Origin of the sequence: Mesorhizobium sp. M1307, assembly GCF_040318155.1 — a bacterium.
Classification (GTDB): Bacteria; Pseudomonadota; Alphaproteobacteria; order Rhizobiales; family Rhizobiaceae; genus Mesorhizobium.
Genome location: NZ_JAMYLR010000016.1, coordinates 76,826 through 93,574 on the forward strand (window position 1 = coordinate 76,826; position 16,749 = coordinate 93,574).

Below are 16,749 nucleotides of genomic sequence, written 5' to 3' on the forward strand. Positions count from 1 at the left end.
AAAGCACAGTATTCACGAGCTTCTCTTCGTGGGGGCAATTCAAGCAAAGATAGACTTGGCGTTGGTCGCGACCTCAGGTGTACCAAGATTGACCCTCTTGATACGGTGCGTGCCTCGGTCATCCGAATTTGAAGAGGACTCCGAAGCCGCCGCGTGGATAGTTCCACTCGATCTCGCCACTGGCCTCGCACAAAATCCGGCAGGTGCCGCACTCCATGCAGCCGTCGGGGGTGATCTCCACTTGACCTTTGTCGTTCAACTCGTAGCATTTCGCGGGGCAGACGTGGGTCAGCGCGAGCAAGTTCGCGCTTGGCCTCTCGTGCGGTCGCACTTTGATATGCGGACGGCCGGAATCCACCAAGTAGCGGTTCTGGTAAAGCTTGTCCTCGACACGTGACTTCGTCACTGCGATCGTCATTTCGTCTCCCCTCAGCGCCACGCCAATGCAAGGCGGACCGCGTCGCTGACCAGCCCCCAGCGCGAGCGGGCCTTGATGAAGGCCGCCGTGGTCGCCTTTTCCTTCTCGATCTTCGGCGTGCCGTCGACACGCATGAAGTTCTGCGCGGCTTGCGACATCAACCGCGGATAAGTCGTGAAGTAATTGCAGGAATTGGTGTGGAGCAAGGCCGGCATGTCTTTGTATTTCCTTAGGTCATTGACCACGAAGGACTTGTCCAGCATGGCTTTGTAAAGGGCGAGATTCCGTTTGGTCATAGGACCGTTGCGGCTCTTGACCTCGATGATTGCCTCAGCCGCGATGCGGCCGGAGGTCATGGCGAGGTTCGAACCCTCGCGGTGAATGGCGTTGTTCAGTTGCGCGGCATCGCCGACCACGACCCAACCGTCGCCAAAGAGCTGCGGAATAGCCTTGTAGCCGCCTTCGGGAATGAGATGCGCGGAATATTCTTTCACTTCCGAGCCGGCGATCAGCGGCCGGATCGAAGGATGGCTTTTTAAGGCGTCGAGGAGGACGTAAGGGCTCTCGGCCATCGCGGCGAAATCGGAGACGAGGCAGCCAATGCCCAGTGAGATCGACTCCTTGTTGGTGTAGAGGAAGCCGAGCCCGGCCATGCTGCGGGAGGTCGTGCCCACCGCCTCGATCACGCAGCCTTCATCGCCTTTGAGGCCGAACCGCTGCTCAATGACCTCTTCGGGCAGGAAATGCATTTCCTTGACGGCGAGCGCCACGGTTTGCGGCTTCGGCATCTCGCGCAGGCCGGCCCGCGTGCCAAGGAGTCCGCATACACCTTCTGCGAGGACGACCACGTCCGCGTAGATGGCTCCGCCGGCCCGGTCTGTGCGGACGCCGATCACCCTGTCCTTGGCGTCACGGATGAGTTCCGTCACGGTCGTCTCGCACAGAACCGTCGCGCCGGCCTCGCGCACCTTACGCGAAAACCATTTATCGAACTGGGCACGGATGATCGTGTAGCGGTTGGGCTTCGCCTCATTGAAGTCGTCCGACCGATAGTGAATCCCGGTATGGGATGTGTCGTCCATCACCCAAAGCCGCTGTTCAACCAAATGCCGCTCGAGAGGCGCATCGTCCCGGAAATCCGGGATGATCTTCTCCAGCATGTTCGCGTACATGATGGCACCCTGGACATTCTTGGAGCCCGGATATTCACCCCGCTCCAACTGCAGCACCTTCAGGCCGTGGCTGGCCATGGTGTAAGCAGCTGCGTTTCCGGACATGCCGGCCCCAATAACAATGGCGTCGAATTGTTCCTCAATCATGTCCATCCCTTAGCTCGCAAGCTTATCGCGACTGTGGGGCGACAGCCGCCGGGTGAAGGCTTCCGTCAGTGCGGGCAGGAAGCGGATCGCGTCGGTGACGATCCCGAGGTGAGCGAAATCGAAAATCGGCGCGTTCGGGTCGGTGTTGATGGCCACGATGAGATCCGCCCCCTCCACGCCAACCCGATGCTGGACGGCGCCGGAAATCCCAGCCGCTATGTAAAGCTTCGGCCGGATGGTCTTGCCAGTTTGGCCGATCTGCCGATCAGCCGGCATCCAGCTCTTCTGGACCAACGGGCGCGAACAGCCATGCTCGGCACCAATTGCCCGCGCGAGATTCTTCACCAGCTGCAGGTTCTCCGCCGCGCCTAGACCCAGGCCTCCCGCAACCACGACGTCGGCATAGGCAAGATTTGCCTTTGCCGACTGACTATCCGGCAGGAAGCCCAGGACTTTGGTAACGATCTCGTCCTCGGCTACCGAGAGCTTGTGCCCGATGACACGCCCAACCGGTTTATCCGCCCGCTGCGGCATGGGCATGACCCTCGGTCGCACTGTCGCCATCTGGGGGCGGAAATTGAGCGTATAGATCGTGCACAACAAGGAACCGCCGAAAGTCGGACGGGTGGCGGCGAGCGAACCGTCGGTATCCACATCGAGTTCGGTGCAGTCGGCCGTGAGCCCTGTCTGCAAGGTCGTCGCCACGGAGCCGGCAAGATCCCTGCCGAGTGTGGTGGCACCGAGAAGAAGGATCTCGGGTTTGTGGGTATCGGCCAGATCCGTCATCGCTTTGGTGAATGGCTCGTTCCGATAGTCGGCGAGCAGCGGCGCCTCGACGATGTAGACAAGGTCGGCGCCATAAGCGAACGCTTCGGCAACGGCGTTCCCGATGGCCTCTCCCGGCGGTCCAAGCACGACGCCCGCAAGCTGGACCTGAAGCTTGTCTGCTAACTTGCGGCCTTCGCCGAGCAGTTCGAATGATACGGGATGGACCTGGCCGCGTTCGAGCTCGATGAAAACCCAAACGTGCCGGTAGTCCTTGAAATGCGCGGGCAGCTCCTTCTTTATGCCGGCACGGCCGGCGGCAGGGCGAGGGGTTTCTCGGTTCGCGGTCGACATCGTCTGCTCCTTGCCCTCTCACGCGCCGCCGTTGAAGGCGAGCTCATGTTCCAATGCCGGCTGGCGGGTGAAAATTGCCGTGATGAGTTCGTCAGCGACATCGCGCAAGGCCATCTCGGCGGTGTCGATTTTTGCCGCCTTTTCCGCTCGCGCAGGAGGCGCGAAAACGCGCTTGACCACCGTCGGTGAACCGCGCAGGCCGCATTTGGTGAGATCCTCAATGCCGGCGTCGGCCGCACTCCATTTCAAGACCTGGCTGCGCGCGGCGCACAGGGCGTCCTGGATCGAGCCCCGGCGGATCTCGTTTGTGCCTTCCAGCATGGTGATCAGGCAAGGGAGCCTGCTCTTCAGCATCTGTGTGCCGCCTTCGGAGCGGCGCTCAACCTTGATCTCGCGCCCAGCAATATCAATGGAGGCGATCTTCGCGACATAGGTCAGCTGCAGGAGTCCGAGGCGCTTGGCGATGCCGGGCCCGACCTGGGCGGTGTCGCCATCGATCGTCTGCTTGCCGGTGAAGACGAGGTCTGGCGTGCCGAACGTCTCGCCAACCTTCGCGATTGCTTGGGAAAGGGCGAAGGAGGTCGCCAGCGTGTCGGAGCCGGCAAAATAGCGGTCGGTCAAGAGCACCGCTCGGTCGGCGCCGTAACCGAGCGCCTTGCGCAGCGCGTCCTCTGCCATGGGTGGACCCATAGTGAGCACGGTGACTTCGCCACCATAGGCGTCGCGCAGTCTGAGGGCTTCTTCGAGGGCGAACAGGTCGTAAGGGTTGATGATGGTCGGAACACCCTGGCGCATGATCGTGTTCGTCACCGGGTGGACCCTTATCTGTGCCGAGTCCGGCACCTGCTTGATGCAGATTACGATGTGCATTGGCGGTTTCTCTAGGCTCCTGTCCGGATGCGGGCTTGGCGGTTATCTCTTTGGTGCGCATCATTCGTGCCAACTGTTTTGCGCTGCCCCCTATTCCTAGAACTTCGCTTGGTTGCTTCTGAGGGCGCCGTGGTGATGACCGGATTTGTCGGCTTCTCGACATTGTCGCGTCGCAACCCGTGTCGCGGTCATTCCTGTCCGAACCGCTTCAGTACGGAGTCGAACGGGACAAAGGTGCGGCCCGGCTTGGCAGGTTTGTTCGGATCGTGGTCTTTGAGCACCTTGAAGACCCGATGCGTGAGCGGCGAGGAAATCGCGAAGTCCTCGTAAGCGCGTTCGAGCGTCGCGCGCACCCGCGCGGCAATCACCTGGTCGGGCAGACCGGAGAAATCTTCTTCGGCAAGGTATTGGCCCACGCGCTTCATGATATGGAGCCGCGAGACATTCAGCACCTTCGGATCATAGGAGACGCCAAGGACTGCGAAGAACTCCTCCGCAGCCGACAGGCGCTTCAGTCGTGCGAGGATGTCGGTGACATCGATAGGGCGGCTGTCAGCGGAACAATTCATTGCATTCTCCCTGGTCGGAAAACTGTGGTGCCGGTGCGCTCGCGCACGGCTGACCTGGACCCGCACAGCTCCGCGAGCGATGCCTCGCTGCACATTCCATCGTAGAGCTCGACCAGTTGAGTTGCAGTGACGGTCGATTTGGTCTCGGCCGCCTCGCGCCGGACGCGGGCCACCATTGCGGCTGCCAGATCCGGGTCGAGATCGCGACCGCTTTCGCTCAGCACATGGGCAATCGCGGTGGCGCCGGAATGCTTGCCGATGACGATACGCCGGCAGCGGCCCACGAGAGCCGGATCGAGCCCCTGATAAGTGCGCGAGTCCTTCAGCAGCCCTGCGACGTGAATGCCGGATTCGTGCGTGAAAACATCGGCGCCGACGACCGGCTTAATGGCCGCGGTCTGCCGGCGGGCGGCCCAAGCCACCTGAGCGGCGAGGTCGGGCAATGCCGTCAGCTCGATGCCGGTATCCGCCCCGTCGAGGACCGCCATCGCGGCGGCCACCTCTTCCAGCGCGGCATTGCCCGCACGCTCGCCGAGCCCCAGGACGGTGACGGACGCATGGCGCGCGCCTGCGCGGATCGCGGCCAGCGTGTTGGCGGCAGCAAGTCCGAGATCGTTGTGCGCATGAAATTCAAGGTCGATTGGAGACTGCGCCACGAGCTGGGCGACAAGTTCGAAGGTCGAAAACGGGTCGAGAACGCCGACTGTGTCGGCTAGCCTGACGCGGCTTGCGCCGGCGCGTGCAGCCGTCTCGATGACGCGGGCGAGATGATCCCGATTGGCCCGCGAGGCATCCTCGCAGCCCACCGCGACAAAGAAGCCGGCGGCGGCGGCGCGCCTGACCATATGATCGATGACCTGGAGCGCTCCCGCCTTATCGAGGCCGAGCTTGGCGGCAAGTTGGATGTCCGACGCAGGCAGCGATAGATTGACGGCGTGGACGCCGCTCTCGATCGCTGCATCGAGATCCAGCGACGTCATCCGGCACCAGGCCATGAGCCGAACCGGGAGACGCCGCGCGACCACGGCGCGAATTGTTTCGATCTCGTCGGCGCCCATGACCGGCGTGCCGATCTCGATCTCTGTGACGCCGGCCGCCGCAAGAGACTCGGCGATCTCCAGCTTTTCCGTCGTGGTAAAGGCGACGCCGGGCGCCTGCTCGCCATCGCGCAAGGTCGTATCGTTGAGAAAGACATGACGGGTCATGAACGGTAGCCGGTTCTGCTGCCGCTCAGGCATAGACCGGATTGAACGTCTTCGGAGCTTCGCTTACCCGGCCCAGAACTGGGAAAGCCACGCAGCTTCTCCACGATTGCCGGCATGACCTCGAGCACCCGGTCGACGTCCGCTTCGCCGTTGTCCCGCGCCAAGGAGAAGCGGACTGCCGCGTGTGGCGTTTTCATCGCGCTCAGGACATGGCTCGGTTCCAGAGAGCCGGAGGTGCAGGCAGAGCCGGAGGAACACGCGATGCCCACGCGGCTGAGGAGGAGTGGAATTCCATCACTTTCGACATGTTCGAAGGAGATGTTTGCGGTGTTGGGCAACCGTTCCAGGGGATCTCCAGTGACACAGGTGCTTGGGATGCGCTGGAGAATCCCGTCCTCTAAACGGTCGCGGAGCGACTTTACCCGTGTGGTCTCGTCGTCCATGAATTTCAAGGCGAGTTCGGCCGCCATGCCGAGCCCGACTATGCCGGGCGTATTCTCGGTGCCAGCACGCCGGTTGTGTTCTTGGTGGCCCCCCTTGATCAGCGAGTGGAAATTGACGCCACGTTTTACGAAAAGCGCGCCGATCCCTTTCGGCCCGTGCAGCTTGTGGCCGGAGAGCGACAGCATGTCGATTGCGGTCGACTTCAGGTCCATCGGAAGCTTGCCGACCGCCTGCACAGCATCGGTATGGAAAAGGGCGCCCACTTCCTTGGCCAACTCGGCAAGCCTGGCGACGGGAAAGATCACACCAGTCTCATTGTTCGCCCACATTATCGAGACGATTGCCACCTGTGGGGTGAGGGCGGCCATATAGGCGTCGAGGTCGAGCCGGCCACGGCAATCCACCGGGATCCTGTGCACCTTAACGCGGCGGGTCTTCTCAAGATGCGCGCAGAGCGTCAGCACGGCGGGATGCTCGACCGCGGACGTAACGATCTCGGTTCGGTTGGGCGCCGCCTCGAGCGCCGAAAGAAGCGCTGCATTGTCGCTTTCTGTCCCACCCGAGGTGAAGGTGATCTCATCGTCGAACTCCGCGCCGATCAGAGCTTGCAACTGCCTCCGCGCCTTTCTCACCGCCGCACTGACTGAGGCGCCAAGAGCGTGCGCCGACGAAGGGTTGCCGAATTGATCCCTAAAGAACGGCAACATCGCTTGCACGACCTCAGGATCGACCCGTGTGGTTGCGTTGTTGTCGAGGTAGACAGGTTTCATGTGCGATCCTCAGTTGACCGGAATGACGCGAGCGCGCGACCGCCTCATTGAGCCTCTGGCGTATGCCGTTGATGATGATGGGCCCGAACTGGCAGCCGGCGCGGACGCCCGAGAGTTTGACGTAGACCGGATCGGCGTCGGCATGGCCAAGTCCGCAGTCGCCGCCGTCAGCCCGCAGGTAAGGACGCCCGAACACGACAACGTTATCGATAAGCCGAATTTGGCGCAGCGGCGCGATTTGGCCGCCAGCAGCTTGGGTGCCACCAGGAACCGAACTGTTTCGGGAGGCGACGTTCTTTGCATCCCACCGGAAGCGAATGGCGGTCCCGAGATCCGTTTTCCTTGTTCTTTAGGACGGGGACATCTGTCGTGCCGGCCATATAAGTCTCCTCTGCCGCAAAATGAGTCCGTCGGCCGCATAGGCGCTTCGGGCGTTTAACTGAAGGACTTGCCGCAGCCGCACTTCTCGCGCGCATTGGGGTTATCGAAGACAAAGCCGGAAGATTCGAGCCCGGTGAGGAAGTCAACGGTCATGCCGGCGACGTGGGGTTGGGAGCCCGCGTCCACGAACAGCTTGATCCCATCTGCGTCGGTGATCGCGTCGCCCTCGCGCGACACGCTCTCCAGGCCCATTAAGTATTTGAAGCCGGCGCAGCCGCCGGCCTCGACCATGATGCGAAAGCCTTCCGCCGGCTCGCTGGCGCGGGAAAGAGCAGTCTTGAAGGCGGCAACAGCGTTGTCGGTGAGCGTAATCATGGCTCCATTCTCCTCAGTTCGGGACCTGCTTGCGCATCACGTCGCATGCACCGTGCCAAAGCGAAAAAAGATTTCAACACAGCGCGGCATCTCTGACACTGCCGTGCTTCTTGTGAGTGCATTGCTGCGAAGGTGTCGGCCAACCGACACGTACTGTCGGGTTTGTCGGGTCCGCCACGAGGGATGTTGGGCCTGAGTTCTTGGTTGAACTCACATCACCAAATACAGAGCTTCTTCTGAGCTTGCTTCGGCGCAATTGGCACGGTTTTTGAAGCTCCGTTTGGCGAGGCGGCAAGAGCATGCCGATCCACAATCATGCCGTGGGTGCCCTCGCGATGGATGGGGCGAAGCAAGGGAGCAACATGTCAGGACCGGGTCAGATACGCCTTGTTTGGCAAAGCAGCGCCGCCCGTGGCATCCGAATGCCCCGCTTGGCCGATTGCGACAACACCCACACTCGCTCACCACCGCCCAGTAGCCGCCGACCGGCTCGATGGGATGCCATCGGCATGTGCCTGCTCGCCGGTTTTCGCGCGGGTGCGACGCCGCGCGCACGCTGTCCAGCGACGCTTTGTTCACGGGCCAGCAGCAGATCAGGATCGAGCATTTCGGCGCGCCTTATCGGCTGAAGATTCCCGGGCAGGGCAGCTGATCCTCACACGTAGGTGGAAGCAGGGGTAAGACATGGACCAGCGCGAGAAACCGTCGCCGGACGAAATCCGGCGGGCATGCGAAGACAATCCGAAAATCCGGGAGCATGATCTCGCCGCTCGATTGGGCATTTCGGAAGCCGAATTGGTGGCGGCGCATTGTGGTCACGGCGCGGTGCGCATCGAGCCGCGCGTCGATGATCTGCTGACCGGCCTCGAAGCGGTCGGCGAGGTGATGGCGGTCACCCGCAACGAAAGTGCCGTGCACCAAAAGATCGGCGTCTACGACAATGTGGTCACGGGCAACCAGCATGCCATGGTGCTCGGCGACGAGATCGACCTGCGCATCTTCCCGAAAGCGTGGGCGTATGGCTTCGCCGTCGAGAAGCGCGAGGGAGCCGAGATCCGCCGCAGCCTGCAATTCTTTGATGCCACCGGCGAGGCGATGCACAAAATACATCTCAGGCCCGCCTCGAACCTGCACGCTTATCAGAATCTGGCGGCAGAGCTCGTATCCTCCCACCAGGAGCCAATCATATCGGTTGAGGCGAGCGGGGCGCGCGATAACGCAGTGAGTCCAGACCAAGCCGCCACGGTCGACGACCTACGCGAGCACTGGAGCCGGCTGAGCGACGTGCATCAGTTCTACCATATGTTGAAGACACTGAAGCTCAGCCGCTGCCAGGCGATGCGTATGGCCGACGAGGATTACGCCTGGCTGCTCGACAATGATGCCGTTGGCGCCCTGTTCCAACAGGCGGCCGAAGACGAGATGCCGATCATGTGCTTTGTCGGCAATCGTGGTTGCATCCAGATCCATTCCGGTCCGATCAAGTCGGTCAAGCAGATCGGGCCGCGCATCAATGTGCTCGACGAGACCTTCCATCTGCATCTTAGGAGCCATCACATCCGCGAGGTCTGGGCCGTGCGCAAGCCGACGAGGGACGGTCACGTCACGTCCATTGAAGCCTATGGCGCAGACGGCAAGATGATCATCCAGTTCTTCGGCGCGCGCAAGGAAGGCGAACGCGAGCGCAGCGACTGGCGGTTTCTGGCCGAGAGTCTGCCACGCGTTCCCGGTCCGACCGACAGGGATGTGTAGAGCCGACAGGCCCTCGGATTGAACCGGCCGCCATAGGACTCGGCTCCACGTTCCGACAGCGGCTCGCGAGGAAATATAGGTCCATGTGCGATAGAGCTTGCCGTCGTAGCGCATACGGACGGTCAGGTGTGCACGCCGGAATTGATCGCATCGATACAGTCAAGCTCGTCGTCGGCCGGACCGCTGCGCACGAGTGCATCGCCGTCTAGCCGGAAATCCTTGCAGCGGCTGCGAGCGATACAACGCATACGCCATCAGCGCCGAACCGAAGCGCGGCTCGATCTTGTTGATAATTTCGATCATCGCACGCAAGCGCCGCCGGGTCCTGTCGGACCGCACCCGATCCTTGCGCGGGATCGCGTCGTTGCTCAATCCGGGCCGTGCGAACGATCTCCTCGCTAGTCGACCGGAAGGCAGTGCAGCAGCAGCCAAGCCGAACAGCCCGATGTCGCGGACTCGACAAAACCGACCGTGGATGTCGGTTGTCGGACGTTGTCCCAAGAATGATGGACAGGTGATCATCAACTTAGCGGCGGCGGGCCCAGTGCAGGCTGGCATCGATTGGTGCAGCGCCATGGGTACGCCTATCCGGCACGCGACTTGCTTCGACAATTTGATCAGCAGGGCATCAGCAGTGCGTCACGGTGCTCAGAGGTGATTGACCAGCCTCTCAACCCTAACGGGGATAAGCGGCGGCTTTGCTTCATGACCGCAGCGCGGCGGAGATGCCCCTTCTGATCGACTTCGCAACCGATCTCATCCGCGCTGGTGCAGGTGGGCTGTATCAGGCGACAGAATCTAGAAGGCGCCCGACAAGAGACGTGCCCATGCTGGAAATCGACTTTATGAACAGCGGTGCAATCTCAATCGAGCCATGAACGCCAATGTAGAGAACACAAAATGGCGACCAACCCCGTTCCAGATCATGTCCCGCCCGAAATGGTGAGGGACTTCAGCCTGTTTACATCGCCAGGGATGCCACCAACACCCAACGGGGATCCACACGCAGCTGTCGCTTGCGTACATGACGGGCCTCCGATCTTTTACTCCCGCTACAACACGCAAGATGGCCGGGGTACCTGGGTCATCACCCGTGCCGCGGACCAGCGGAAGGTGCTGCAGGACGCAGAGACTTTTTCCAGCCATCGCAGCATCTTCTCCTCCATACTGGGTGAAAACTGGCCGACGATCCCCCTTGAGCTCGATCCACCGGCCCATGGCGTCTTTCGCTCACTGCTCAGTCCGCTGCTTTCGCCAAAGCGGGTGAGGGTGTTGGAGCCGGCTGTCCGCGAGCAAGCGATCATGCTGATCGATAGAATTGTCGCATCGGGCACAAGCTGCGACGCGATGAAGGATTTTGCCTTTCCTTTCGCGGTGAGCACCTTTCTTCGCTTTCTGGGGTTGCCCGATGACCGACTCGATACATTCGTCGGCTGGGGGAAAGATCTGCTCCACGGCGACGATAAGGAACGACCTGTGGCTGCCCGGACGATCGTGGCATTCATCGACGAACTTGCAGCCATGCGCCGCCAGGAGGCGGTTGACGATTTCATGACCTTTATCGTGCAGGCACAGGTCGAGGGCCGCCGGCTGACGGACACCCAAGTCCGCGGCATCGGCGTGCTTGTCTTCGTCGCTGGGCTCGACACGGTCGCAGCAGCTATAGGCTTTGACTTGGCGTACCTCGCGCGCAACCTCAAAGATCAGCAATTGCTGCGGAGCGAACCGGACCGCATCCCGCTCGCAACCGAAGAATTGCTGCGGGCCTATCCGCCCATTCAGTTGATCCGCGTGGCTACGAAAGATATCGACTTCGAAGGCGCGCCGATCCGGAAGGGGGACTATGTTTCCTGCGCCACGATGATTGCCAATCGTGACCCGGCGGAATTCGAATGCCCCAACACGATCGATTTGGAGCGGGAGGACAACCGCCACGCCGCCTTTGGCTATGGTCCCCACCGTTGCCTTGGCTCACACCTAGCCCGGCGGGAGATTGTCATTGGCCTGGAGGAGTGGCTGGCGCGCATCCCGGCTTTCAGGATCAAGAAGGGTACGGCACCCATAACCTCTGGCGGCCATGTGTTCGGGATCGAAAATTTGATCCTGGACTGGTCCTAGGCCCGCCCCGAGCCGGGGCACAGACAATCGAGGCAGCTCCATGCGCATCATCGTCCAAAATGCCAAATGCCAGGGTCACGCGCGATGCGCGGCGCAAGCGCCGGACATCTTCAAGCTTGATGACGAGGGTTATATCCTGCCTGGTGACATTGAAGTTGCGGAAGGGGAGGAGCTGCCTGCATCGCGAGGCGCGCGATGCTGTCCTGAACGTGCGCTGGAACTCGACCGTACACCGGCTGCGCGGGTTGAATAGGACCCCATTCAAGTCAGCACCTCAAGGCCGGAGACGCCCTCCTGGGCAGTTACACCTTAGGATCAAAACCGCCCATCAGTCGCCTGGGGCTGGAGAGGGACAACCTATTGAGGTTCCGCAACTAGCTAAGTCATTGATGACGCTGAGCTTTTGATTTTTTGATTTGTTAATGGATTCAAAAGGTTAGACGTTGTACCGTGCGTTGCGCGGAAGTGCCGTGTGGTTCCGTAGAGTTGAGGGAATTGAGCGAACAGGCCACGATGGAGCCCGGGATGCACGACCGCCTCACGGCGGTTCGCGACCTGCTGGGTTATTCCAAGCGCCAGACATATTTCGAATTGGCCGACCTTTCCCGGCTTCCGACGCTTCCGTATGTCGTTAGGCAGGCCCTGAGCGCTATGAAAATCCACGGCGTTTTCGCGCTCGAAGACGGTTTTCGGCCAGCGTCGCTCAAGCCCATCGTGTATCTCGCCAGTGCCGAATCTCCGGACGAAGTGGCCCACCTGCGCCGAGCGGTATGGAGCCAGGGGGTCGTGCCGTTCCTATTGATCGTCTGTGCGGACGAAGTGCTTGTCTGCGGTGGTTTCCAACCACCCGAAATCGACCCTATCAAGGTGCGGCTCAACGGAACGGTTGCGGAATTGCCCGCCGCCCTTTTGTACTACAGCGCCAACCGGATCGCGTCATCGTTGACTTGGCGCGACCTTGATATTCATCGGGATTCTAGTGTCGACAATCAGCTGGTCGATGCCATTGAAGCGCTGAACGTACTGGCCCAGAAGAACTTTCCCGTCCTGGAAGGGCATCAGAACCTCATCAACGCGGTGATCGGCAAGTTCCTCTACACATACGTGCTGGCGGACCGGGGCATCCTTGCATCGGCTTGGCTTTCACGGAAGCTGGCCGGCAACGACACCCCGTCGCTCCCGCCCTTCGTCGAAGCGATCTTTTCCGAAAATCCCTATGACGACGTTCACGGGGCGTGGTCCGCAAGCGATGCGTTGGCCGCTTTCGACATCGTCGACGGCGCTATCAACGGCAGTGTCTTCAAGATAGAAGACGATCAGCGTGACCTGGTGACGGATGGCCTTTGCCGGCTGATCCATCGGGTGGTGCGTTGCGGCGACACCATCACGGCCGACGGTATCCAACACAGCTTTTTCAACGTGTCCTTTTCGATCCTGCGCACGGAAACGATCTCGGCCATCTACGAACGCTTCATCAAAATCGAAGACATTAAGCAGAAGCGGGATGACGGTGTGTTCTATACCCCACCGCACCTGGTGGACCACGTACTGGATCGGGTGGAGGCGGTCGTCCCGATCACCTCCGACTCCGAATTAGTCGATCCCGCAGCCGGATCGGGGCTGTTCCTAGTCGGCGCGTTCCGGCGGCTGATGGAACGGTATACGCCTCGCGAGGGCTGGAAACCTCGGGATATCCGGCTGGCCAAGGCACTGTTGCTCAAGGGCATCCATGGCGTCGAGTTGCACGCACAGGCCGCGAACGTATGTCGCTTCAGCCTTTATTTGACCCTGCTGGATTATGTCGGCCAAGCGACGATCGACGAGCTTGTAGAGGCGGCCGGCGACGAAAAATTCCTCCCCGACCTTTCGGACAACGTCGTTTCCGAGAGCGCGTTCGCCACCAAGTTTCTCGGCCGCAAGTTCACCCACGTTGTCGGCAATCCGCCATGGTCGGCCTCGAGCGGCCAGAAGGATCGCACTAATCGGGATCAGGGGCGCGGCGAAGAAAGCGCTGGCGTCGCGGACTTCCGGACGGCATTGAGCCTTGCGAACGTGCCTGTCGGTCAAGCAAGGTTGTCGGATCTTTTCTTCTGGCTCGCGATATTCAAGTTCGCCGCCGACGAGGCGACTGTTGCCATGATCCTTCCGGCCCGGTCGGTCATCGGTCGGTTGGCAGGCCCGTTCGCGCACGCGATCGGAAGTCGGACAACGTTGCGCTGGATCGGCAGCCTGTTTCATCTTCGCAGGAAGCTGTTTCCGGGCGTGGAAGCCTCCGCATGCGTGGTCGTGGTCACGAACCGCCAGCCGAAAGCCGATGACAAGGTCGCGGTTTACCGCCCGCTTCTGTCCTCGCTGCCCGGTGGCAGAACGAACGAGGTTTGGAGCTTGCTAGCCTCGGATTCCGAGGTTCAATATCAGAGGGCAAAGGATTTCGGGGTAGGCAAAAGCGGGTGGTTCACCCAAGCTATCCTGAGTGACTTCGATCGCCGCATGCACGACGCCCTGACGGTTTGGTCCAATTTCAACGACAAGACCTTGGCGCATTTTTTAGAGAATTCGGGTCTTGCGATGGGAAAAGGTCGCAGCGGTCAGGATGCCGGTGTTTCACGCCGTCCGGTAGCTGAAGGATCGGAAAAGTCCGTTCAGATCATGGCTTTGACGCAAGCTCAGTTGCGGAAGGTGACACCGAAATTCAGGGGTTACTTCGCAGGCGAGGTCATTCTCGTGCCGCGCAGCATGGCCCAGGCGCTCTATTTCAGCGAACCGGTGCTCTATCCATCGACCTTCAACGTGATCGTGAGGAAAAGCCAGGTAGCGGCGATGGAAGCGGACGAGTTCGCCAAGAGCATACCATTTCCTGTCGGGTTCGAAGCGGCGTTCCGTGCCTTTATCGATTCCGGCGTAGTACGGTACTTCGCGTCGATATACGGCGCCAGTTACCTTATGGATAAGGCTCGCTTCGAGAAGAACGATCTATTGGCAATTCCTTGCCCGTTCACGGACTGGTCGGACGAGAAGTTCCTAGCATTGGGCAGTTCGACTCAGGTCGATACGGATATCCTCGACGCCATGGATGCCGGCAAAGACTTCAAAGCTGCCTTTTCCGAATTCAAGGAGTTCCGGCAATATTTCGCCAACGCCCAGTGTCCGGTAGGCAGTCAAAGGAACGTTAGCGAAGCCACGCGCCGCAGCTATGTCGATCGCTTGCAGGCCGAGCTCCGGGCGGCGGTCGGCAGGAGCTTGCCCATGAGCGTCGACATTCAGGCACAAGACGGCGAGGTCTTCCCGATTAGTATCCGGTTCGGAATACGCCGCGAGGAGTCCGTTCAGCCTCCGATGGGTAACGGCTTCATCGGCAACGCAGTAGTGGTCCCGACAGTGGACGGTGATGGAGCCTATATCTTCAAGACTTCTGCTAGGAGCGCGTGGACCATCGACCAGGCCGTTACCGATGCCGCAACGCTAAGGCGGTCTCTTCGGAGTTGGGTCCAGTGAGCCGCTCGACATTGGGCGCCGTACAGAACGCTGAGTGGGCGGAGTTTCTCGGCAATGCCATAGGGGGGCTTCATGTCGCTGCCGACGAACTGAAGCTCAGGCGGGCTAAGTATGAAGCGAAAAAAGACTGGTTCCGCAAGGGCAAGGCCGGGATTCCGCAAGAAGAGGCGGTGAGCCGTGCCTTGGCGGACCTTTTCGCCTATCGCCGCGCCCAGCAAGCACTCTCCGACCCCGCCAGCGGCGACGTCGATCTCCGTCACATCTCGATAGCTTGCGAGACCCCGCGGCCCCTGGATCCCGGCATCAGCAAGCAAGCCAAGCCCACCGACTACACGATCATTTTGATGCGGGAGTCCGAACTCGATTTGCGCATCGAAGCCAAGACCGTACTCGATGAGCGCGAAATCAAGGCGGAATACCTCGGGCTGCGGGGGCTGAAACGGTTCGATGACGCCAGCAATCCCTACACGATTTCTTCGTATGGGGGCATGGTCGCCTATGTCGTCGATCACGACGCCCCGACCTGGAGCACGAAAATATCGACCGCAGTGCTCGCCGAAATCGGCCAGGACCGAGCCAGTTCCATAGAGCTGGGGGCTCGCAAGCATCACGTCTCCAAGCATAACATCCCGGTCGCGACGCGAGAAATGACCGGCAACATCGAAGTAAACGTCGTCCACTTCGTGTTGGAGGTCGAGGCTTCGCCTTCCCGTCGGACGTAAATGGCGGTCGGCGCAGCTTCAATCGCTGTTCATATGGCCTCCGGCCGGAGCGCAGCGTTCACCTGTTCGCACAGTGAGGATGCAGCTTCAGCATTGCGCTGGCCTGCGTGCGCTCAGCAGCTGCAAGAGCTCGGTTGGGTTGGAGAATTCACGAAGACACTCCCTTTCATCACTTGTGAGGGCTTCAGACGGATGCCGCAATATCTGACCGGTATCGATGGCAGAGCCTGGATCGGCTGCTCCCGCTGTCTCAAAGTCTGCTCGCGCGAGGTCATGCATCATTACTGCGTCGGTGATGCGGGTGAAATCCTCAGCGTCTGCGACGGCGAGGATACGATTTCGGTGGCGAGCTCAATCGCGTGGTCATGGCCGTCGACATGCCGGCCTTTGCATTGGCTGCGGAGCTTGGCGCCCGCTTCTGCCCGAAGAACTGCCCGACCCATGTTGCGGCCGGCCAGGTCGCTGCATGACTTGATAGGACAAACCAGGAGAACGGCACCATGTTTGCCCAGCACTATGCCCGGCTCAGCACCGGCCAATGGCCGCAGATCGAGCTGGAGAGGAGGTTCGACCAGCATGTGCTTGCCTGTGTGCTTTCACGTGCGCTCAAGGAAATCGAGGCCGGCGAGGCGACGGCGACGGAGGCAACCGGCCTTTCGCGCGCCGAGCTGCGCGATGTCCTGGCCCGCAGTTTCCCTGCTATTTCTCTCAACGCGTTTGCCTTGGAAGAGGTGAGCGAGCCCGAGCCGGAGCTGGAGGAAGAACTTCTGCGCGGACTGCTGCTGGCGCATGCCCGGCCGGGCGACCCGGCGAGCGCCCGCTTCGCCAAGATCATCGCCCGGCGTGCCATGCGCAATGACCATCTCTGGCAGGACCTTGGCCTTTTTAATCGTACCGAGCTCGGCCGCATGCTCGCCTCGCATTTTCCGACGCTGGCGGCCGGCAACACCCAAAACATGAAATGGAAGAAATACTTTTACCGCAAGCTCTGCGAGGCCGAAGGTTTTTCGCTGTGCAGCGCGCCCAGTTGCCGGGAATGCAATGATTTCGAAAGCTGCTTCGGCCCGGAGGAAGGCGAAAGCCGCCTCACACGGATCAAGAACGGCATCGCCTCGGATTGAGAGCCGCTTTCGTCAGTCGTACAGCCCCAGCGCTCGCGTCGCGCCATATGTCTCTTGTCGAATGTCGACGG

At 60.8% G+C, this 16,749-nt stretch carries 16 protein-coding genes and 2 pseudogenes; 8 read left to right on the forward strand and 10 right to left on the reverse strand.

The features are described from left to right. Window positions 1–118 precede the first annotated feature (118 nt). From NKH16_RS19025 to NKH16_RS19065, 9 genes are all read right to left on the reverse strand, one after another. Window positions 119–418, reverse strand: coding sequence for a ferredoxin family protein (locus tag NKH16_RS19025; RefSeq protein ID WP_352594669.1), 300 nt, complete (start codon window positions 416–418; stop codon window positions 119–121). Window positions 419–429: 11 nt separating this feature from the next. Continuing rightward, window positions 430–1,737, reverse strand: a complete 1,308-nt coding sequence (locus NKH16_RS19030; RefSeq protein ID WP_352857093.1) for an FAD-binding protein — start codon at window positions 1,735–1,737, stop codon at window positions 430–432. 9 nt (window positions 1,738–1,746) lie between these two features. Next, window positions 1,747–2,856, reverse strand: a complete 1,110-nt coding sequence (locus tag NKH16_RS19035) for an electron transfer flavoprotein subunit alpha/FixB family protein (RefSeq protein WP_352901043.1) — start codon at window positions 2,854–2,856, stop codon at window positions 1,747–1,749. 18 nt (window positions 2,857–2,874) lie between these two features. Further along, window positions 2,875–3,726 (reverse strand): electron transfer flavoprotein subunit beta/FixA family protein, encoded by an 852-nt coding sequence (locus NKH16_RS19040; RefSeq protein ID WP_352857062.1) that lies wholly within the window; start codon window positions 3,724–3,726, stop codon window positions 2,875–2,877. 188 nt (window positions 3,727–3,914) lie between these two features. Continuing rightward, entirely contained in the window at window positions 3,915–4,295 is a 381-nt protein-coding gene (gene nifW, locus NKH16_RS19045; protein ID WP_352857060.1) for a nitrogenase stabilizing/protective protein NifW, read from the reverse strand. Then, window positions 4,292–5,500 carry a homocitrate synthase gene (gene nifV / locus NKH16_RS19050; protein ID WP_352901047.1) on the reverse strand — a complete coding sequence of 403 codons (1,209 nt, stop codon included), beginning with the start codon at window positions 5,498–5,500 and terminating at the stop codon, window positions 4,292–4,294. Before nifV ends, nifW begins: the two co-directional genes overlap by 4 nt. Then, on the reverse strand, window positions 5,497–6,714 hold the full coding sequence (gene nifS / locus NKH16_RS19055; RefSeq protein WP_352687733.1) for a cysteine desulfurase NifS: 1,218 nt from the start codon (window positions 6,712–6,714) through the stop codon (window positions 5,497–5,499). The genes nifV and nifS overlap by 4 nt, the downstream gene beginning before the upstream one ends. Beyond that, window positions 6,665–6,910: a NifU family protein gene (locus tag NKH16_RS19060; protein ID WP_352480504.1), complete on the reverse strand. Its 246-nt coding sequence runs from the start codon at window positions 6,908–6,910 to the stop codon at window positions 6,665–6,667. Before NKH16_RS19060 ends, nifS begins: the two co-directional genes overlap by 50 nt. A gap of 239 nt (window positions 6,911–7,149) precedes the next feature. Further along, a complete protein-coding gene (locus NKH16_RS19065; protein ID WP_352857054.1) occupies window positions 7,150–7,470 on the reverse strand; it encodes an iron-sulfur cluster assembly accessory protein in 321 nt (106 codons plus the stop codon). 493 nt (window positions 7,471–7,963) lie between these two features. Here NKH16_RS19065 and hemP point away from each other — a divergent pair, with 493 nt between their 5' ends. Next, window positions 7,964–8,122, forward strand: coding sequence for a hemin uptake protein HemP (gene hemP / locus NKH16_RS19070; RefSeq protein ID WP_352857052.1), 159 nt, complete (start codon window positions 7,964–7,966; stop codon window positions 8,120–8,122). 32 nt (window positions 8,123–8,154) lie between these two features. Continuing rightward, window positions 8,155–9,222 (forward strand): hemin-degrading factor, encoded by a 1,068-nt coding sequence (locus tag NKH16_RS19075; RefSeq protein ID WP_352901050.1) that lies wholly within the window; start codon window positions 8,155–8,157, stop codon window positions 9,220–9,222. A 122-nt stretch (window positions 9,223–9,344) separates the two neighbouring features. Here the strand turns inward: NKH16_RS19075 and NKH16_RS19085 are convergent. Next, window positions 9,345–9,685: pseudogene (locus tag NKH16_RS19085) on the reverse strand (hypothetical protein). Window positions 9,686–10,122: 437 nt separating this feature from the next. Here NKH16_RS19085 and NKH16_RS19090 point away from each other — a divergent pair. The 6 genes and pseudogenes from NKH16_RS19090 to NKH16_RS19115 all read left to right on the forward strand — a co-directional run bounded on the left by NKH16_RS19090 (window position 10,123) and on the right by NKH16_RS19115 (window position 16,678). Beyond that, complete coding sequence (locus NKH16_RS19090; protein ID WP_352901053.1) at window positions 10,123–11,340, forward strand: cytochrome P450; 1,218 nt, start codon at window positions 10,123–10,125, stop codon at window positions 11,338–11,340. Window positions 11,341–11,380: 40 nt separating this feature from the next. Beyond that, window positions 11,381–11,593 carry a ferredoxin gene (locus tag NKH16_RS19095; protein ID WP_352857046.1) on the forward strand — a complete coding sequence of 71 codons (213 nt, stop codon included), beginning with the start codon at window positions 11,381–11,383 and terminating at the stop codon, window positions 11,591–11,593. A gap of 272 nt (window positions 11,594–11,865) precedes the next feature. Beyond that, window positions 11,866–14,835, forward strand: coding sequence for an N-6 DNA methylase (locus NKH16_RS19100; RefSeq protein WP_352901056.1), 2,970 nt, complete (start codon window positions 11,866–11,868; stop codon window positions 14,833–14,835). Further along, window positions 14,832–15,557, forward strand: a complete 726-nt coding sequence (locus NKH16_RS19105) for a hypothetical protein (RefSeq protein ID WP_352857042.1) — start codon at window positions 14,832–14,834, stop codon at window positions 15,555–15,557. Before NKH16_RS19100 ends, NKH16_RS19105 begins: the two co-directional genes overlap by 4 nt. Window positions 15,558–15,749: 192 nt before the next feature. Continuing rightward, window positions 15,750–16,027: pseudogene (gene fdxB / locus NKH16_RS19110) on the forward strand (ferredoxin III, nif-specific). A gap of 30 nt (window positions 16,028–16,057) precedes the next feature. Then, a complete protein-coding gene (locus tag NKH16_RS19115) occupies window positions 16,058–16,678 on the forward strand; it encodes a nitrogen fixation protein NifQ (RefSeq protein WP_352857040.1) in 621 nt (206 codons plus the stop codon). Window positions 16,679–16,749 lie beyond the last annotated feature (71 nt).

Excerpts from the sequence above, each read along its gene's own strand:
- NKH16_RS19025 (WP_352594669.1), bottom strand. The coding sequence starts at position 418 with ATGACGATCGCAGTGACGAAGTCACGTGTCGAGGACAAGCTTTACCAG.
- NKH16_RS19030 (WP_352857093.1), bottom strand. The coding sequence starts at position 1,737 with ATGATTGAGGAACAATTCGACGCCATTGTTATTGGGGCCGGCATGTCC.
- NKH16_RS19035 (WP_352901043.1), bottom strand. The coding sequence starts at position 2,856 with ATGTCGACCGCGAACCGAGAAACCCCTCGCCCTGCCGCCGGCCGTGCC.
- NKH16_RS19040 (WP_352857062.1), bottom strand. The coding sequence starts at position 3,726 with ATGCACATCGTAATCTGCATCAAGCAGGTGCCGGACTCGGCACAGATA.
- nifW (WP_352857060.1), bottom strand. The coding sequence starts at position 4,295 with ATGAATTGTTCCGCTGACAGCCGCCCTATCGATGTCACCGACATCCTC.
- nifV (WP_352901047.1), bottom strand. The coding sequence starts at position 5,500 with ATGACCCGTCATGTCTTTCTCAACGATACGACCTTGCGCGATGGCGAG.
- nifS (WP_352687733.1), bottom strand. The coding sequence starts at position 6,714 with ATGAAACCTGTCTACCTCGACAACAACGCAACCACACGGGTCGATCCT.
- NKH16_RS19065 (WP_352857054.1), bottom strand. The coding sequence starts at position 7,470 with ATGATTACGCTCACCGACAACGCTGTTGCCGCCTTCAAGACTGCTCTT.
- hemP (WP_352857052.1), top strand. The coding sequence starts at position 7,964 with ATGGGATGCCATCGGCATGTGCCTGCTCGCCGGTTTTCGCGCGGGTGC.
- NKH16_RS19075 (WP_352901050.1), top strand. The coding sequence starts at position 8,155 with ATGGACCAGCGCGAGAAACCGTCGCCGGACGAAATCCGGCGGGCATGC.
- NKH16_RS19090 (WP_352901053.1), top strand. The coding sequence starts at position 10,123 with ATGGCGACCAACCCCGTTCCAGATCATGTCCCGCCCGAAATGGTGAGG.
- NKH16_RS19095 (WP_352857046.1), top strand. The coding sequence starts at position 11,381 with ATGCGCATCATCGTCCAAAATGCCAAATGCCAGGGTCACGCGCGATGC.
- NKH16_RS19100 (WP_352901056.1), top strand. The coding sequence starts at position 11,866 with ATGCACGACCGCCTCACGGCGGTTCGCGACCTGCTGGGTTATTCCAAG.
- NKH16_RS19115 (WP_352857040.1), top strand. The coding sequence starts at position 16,058 with ATGTTTGCCCAGCACTATGCCCGGCTCAGCACCGGCCAATGGCCGCAG.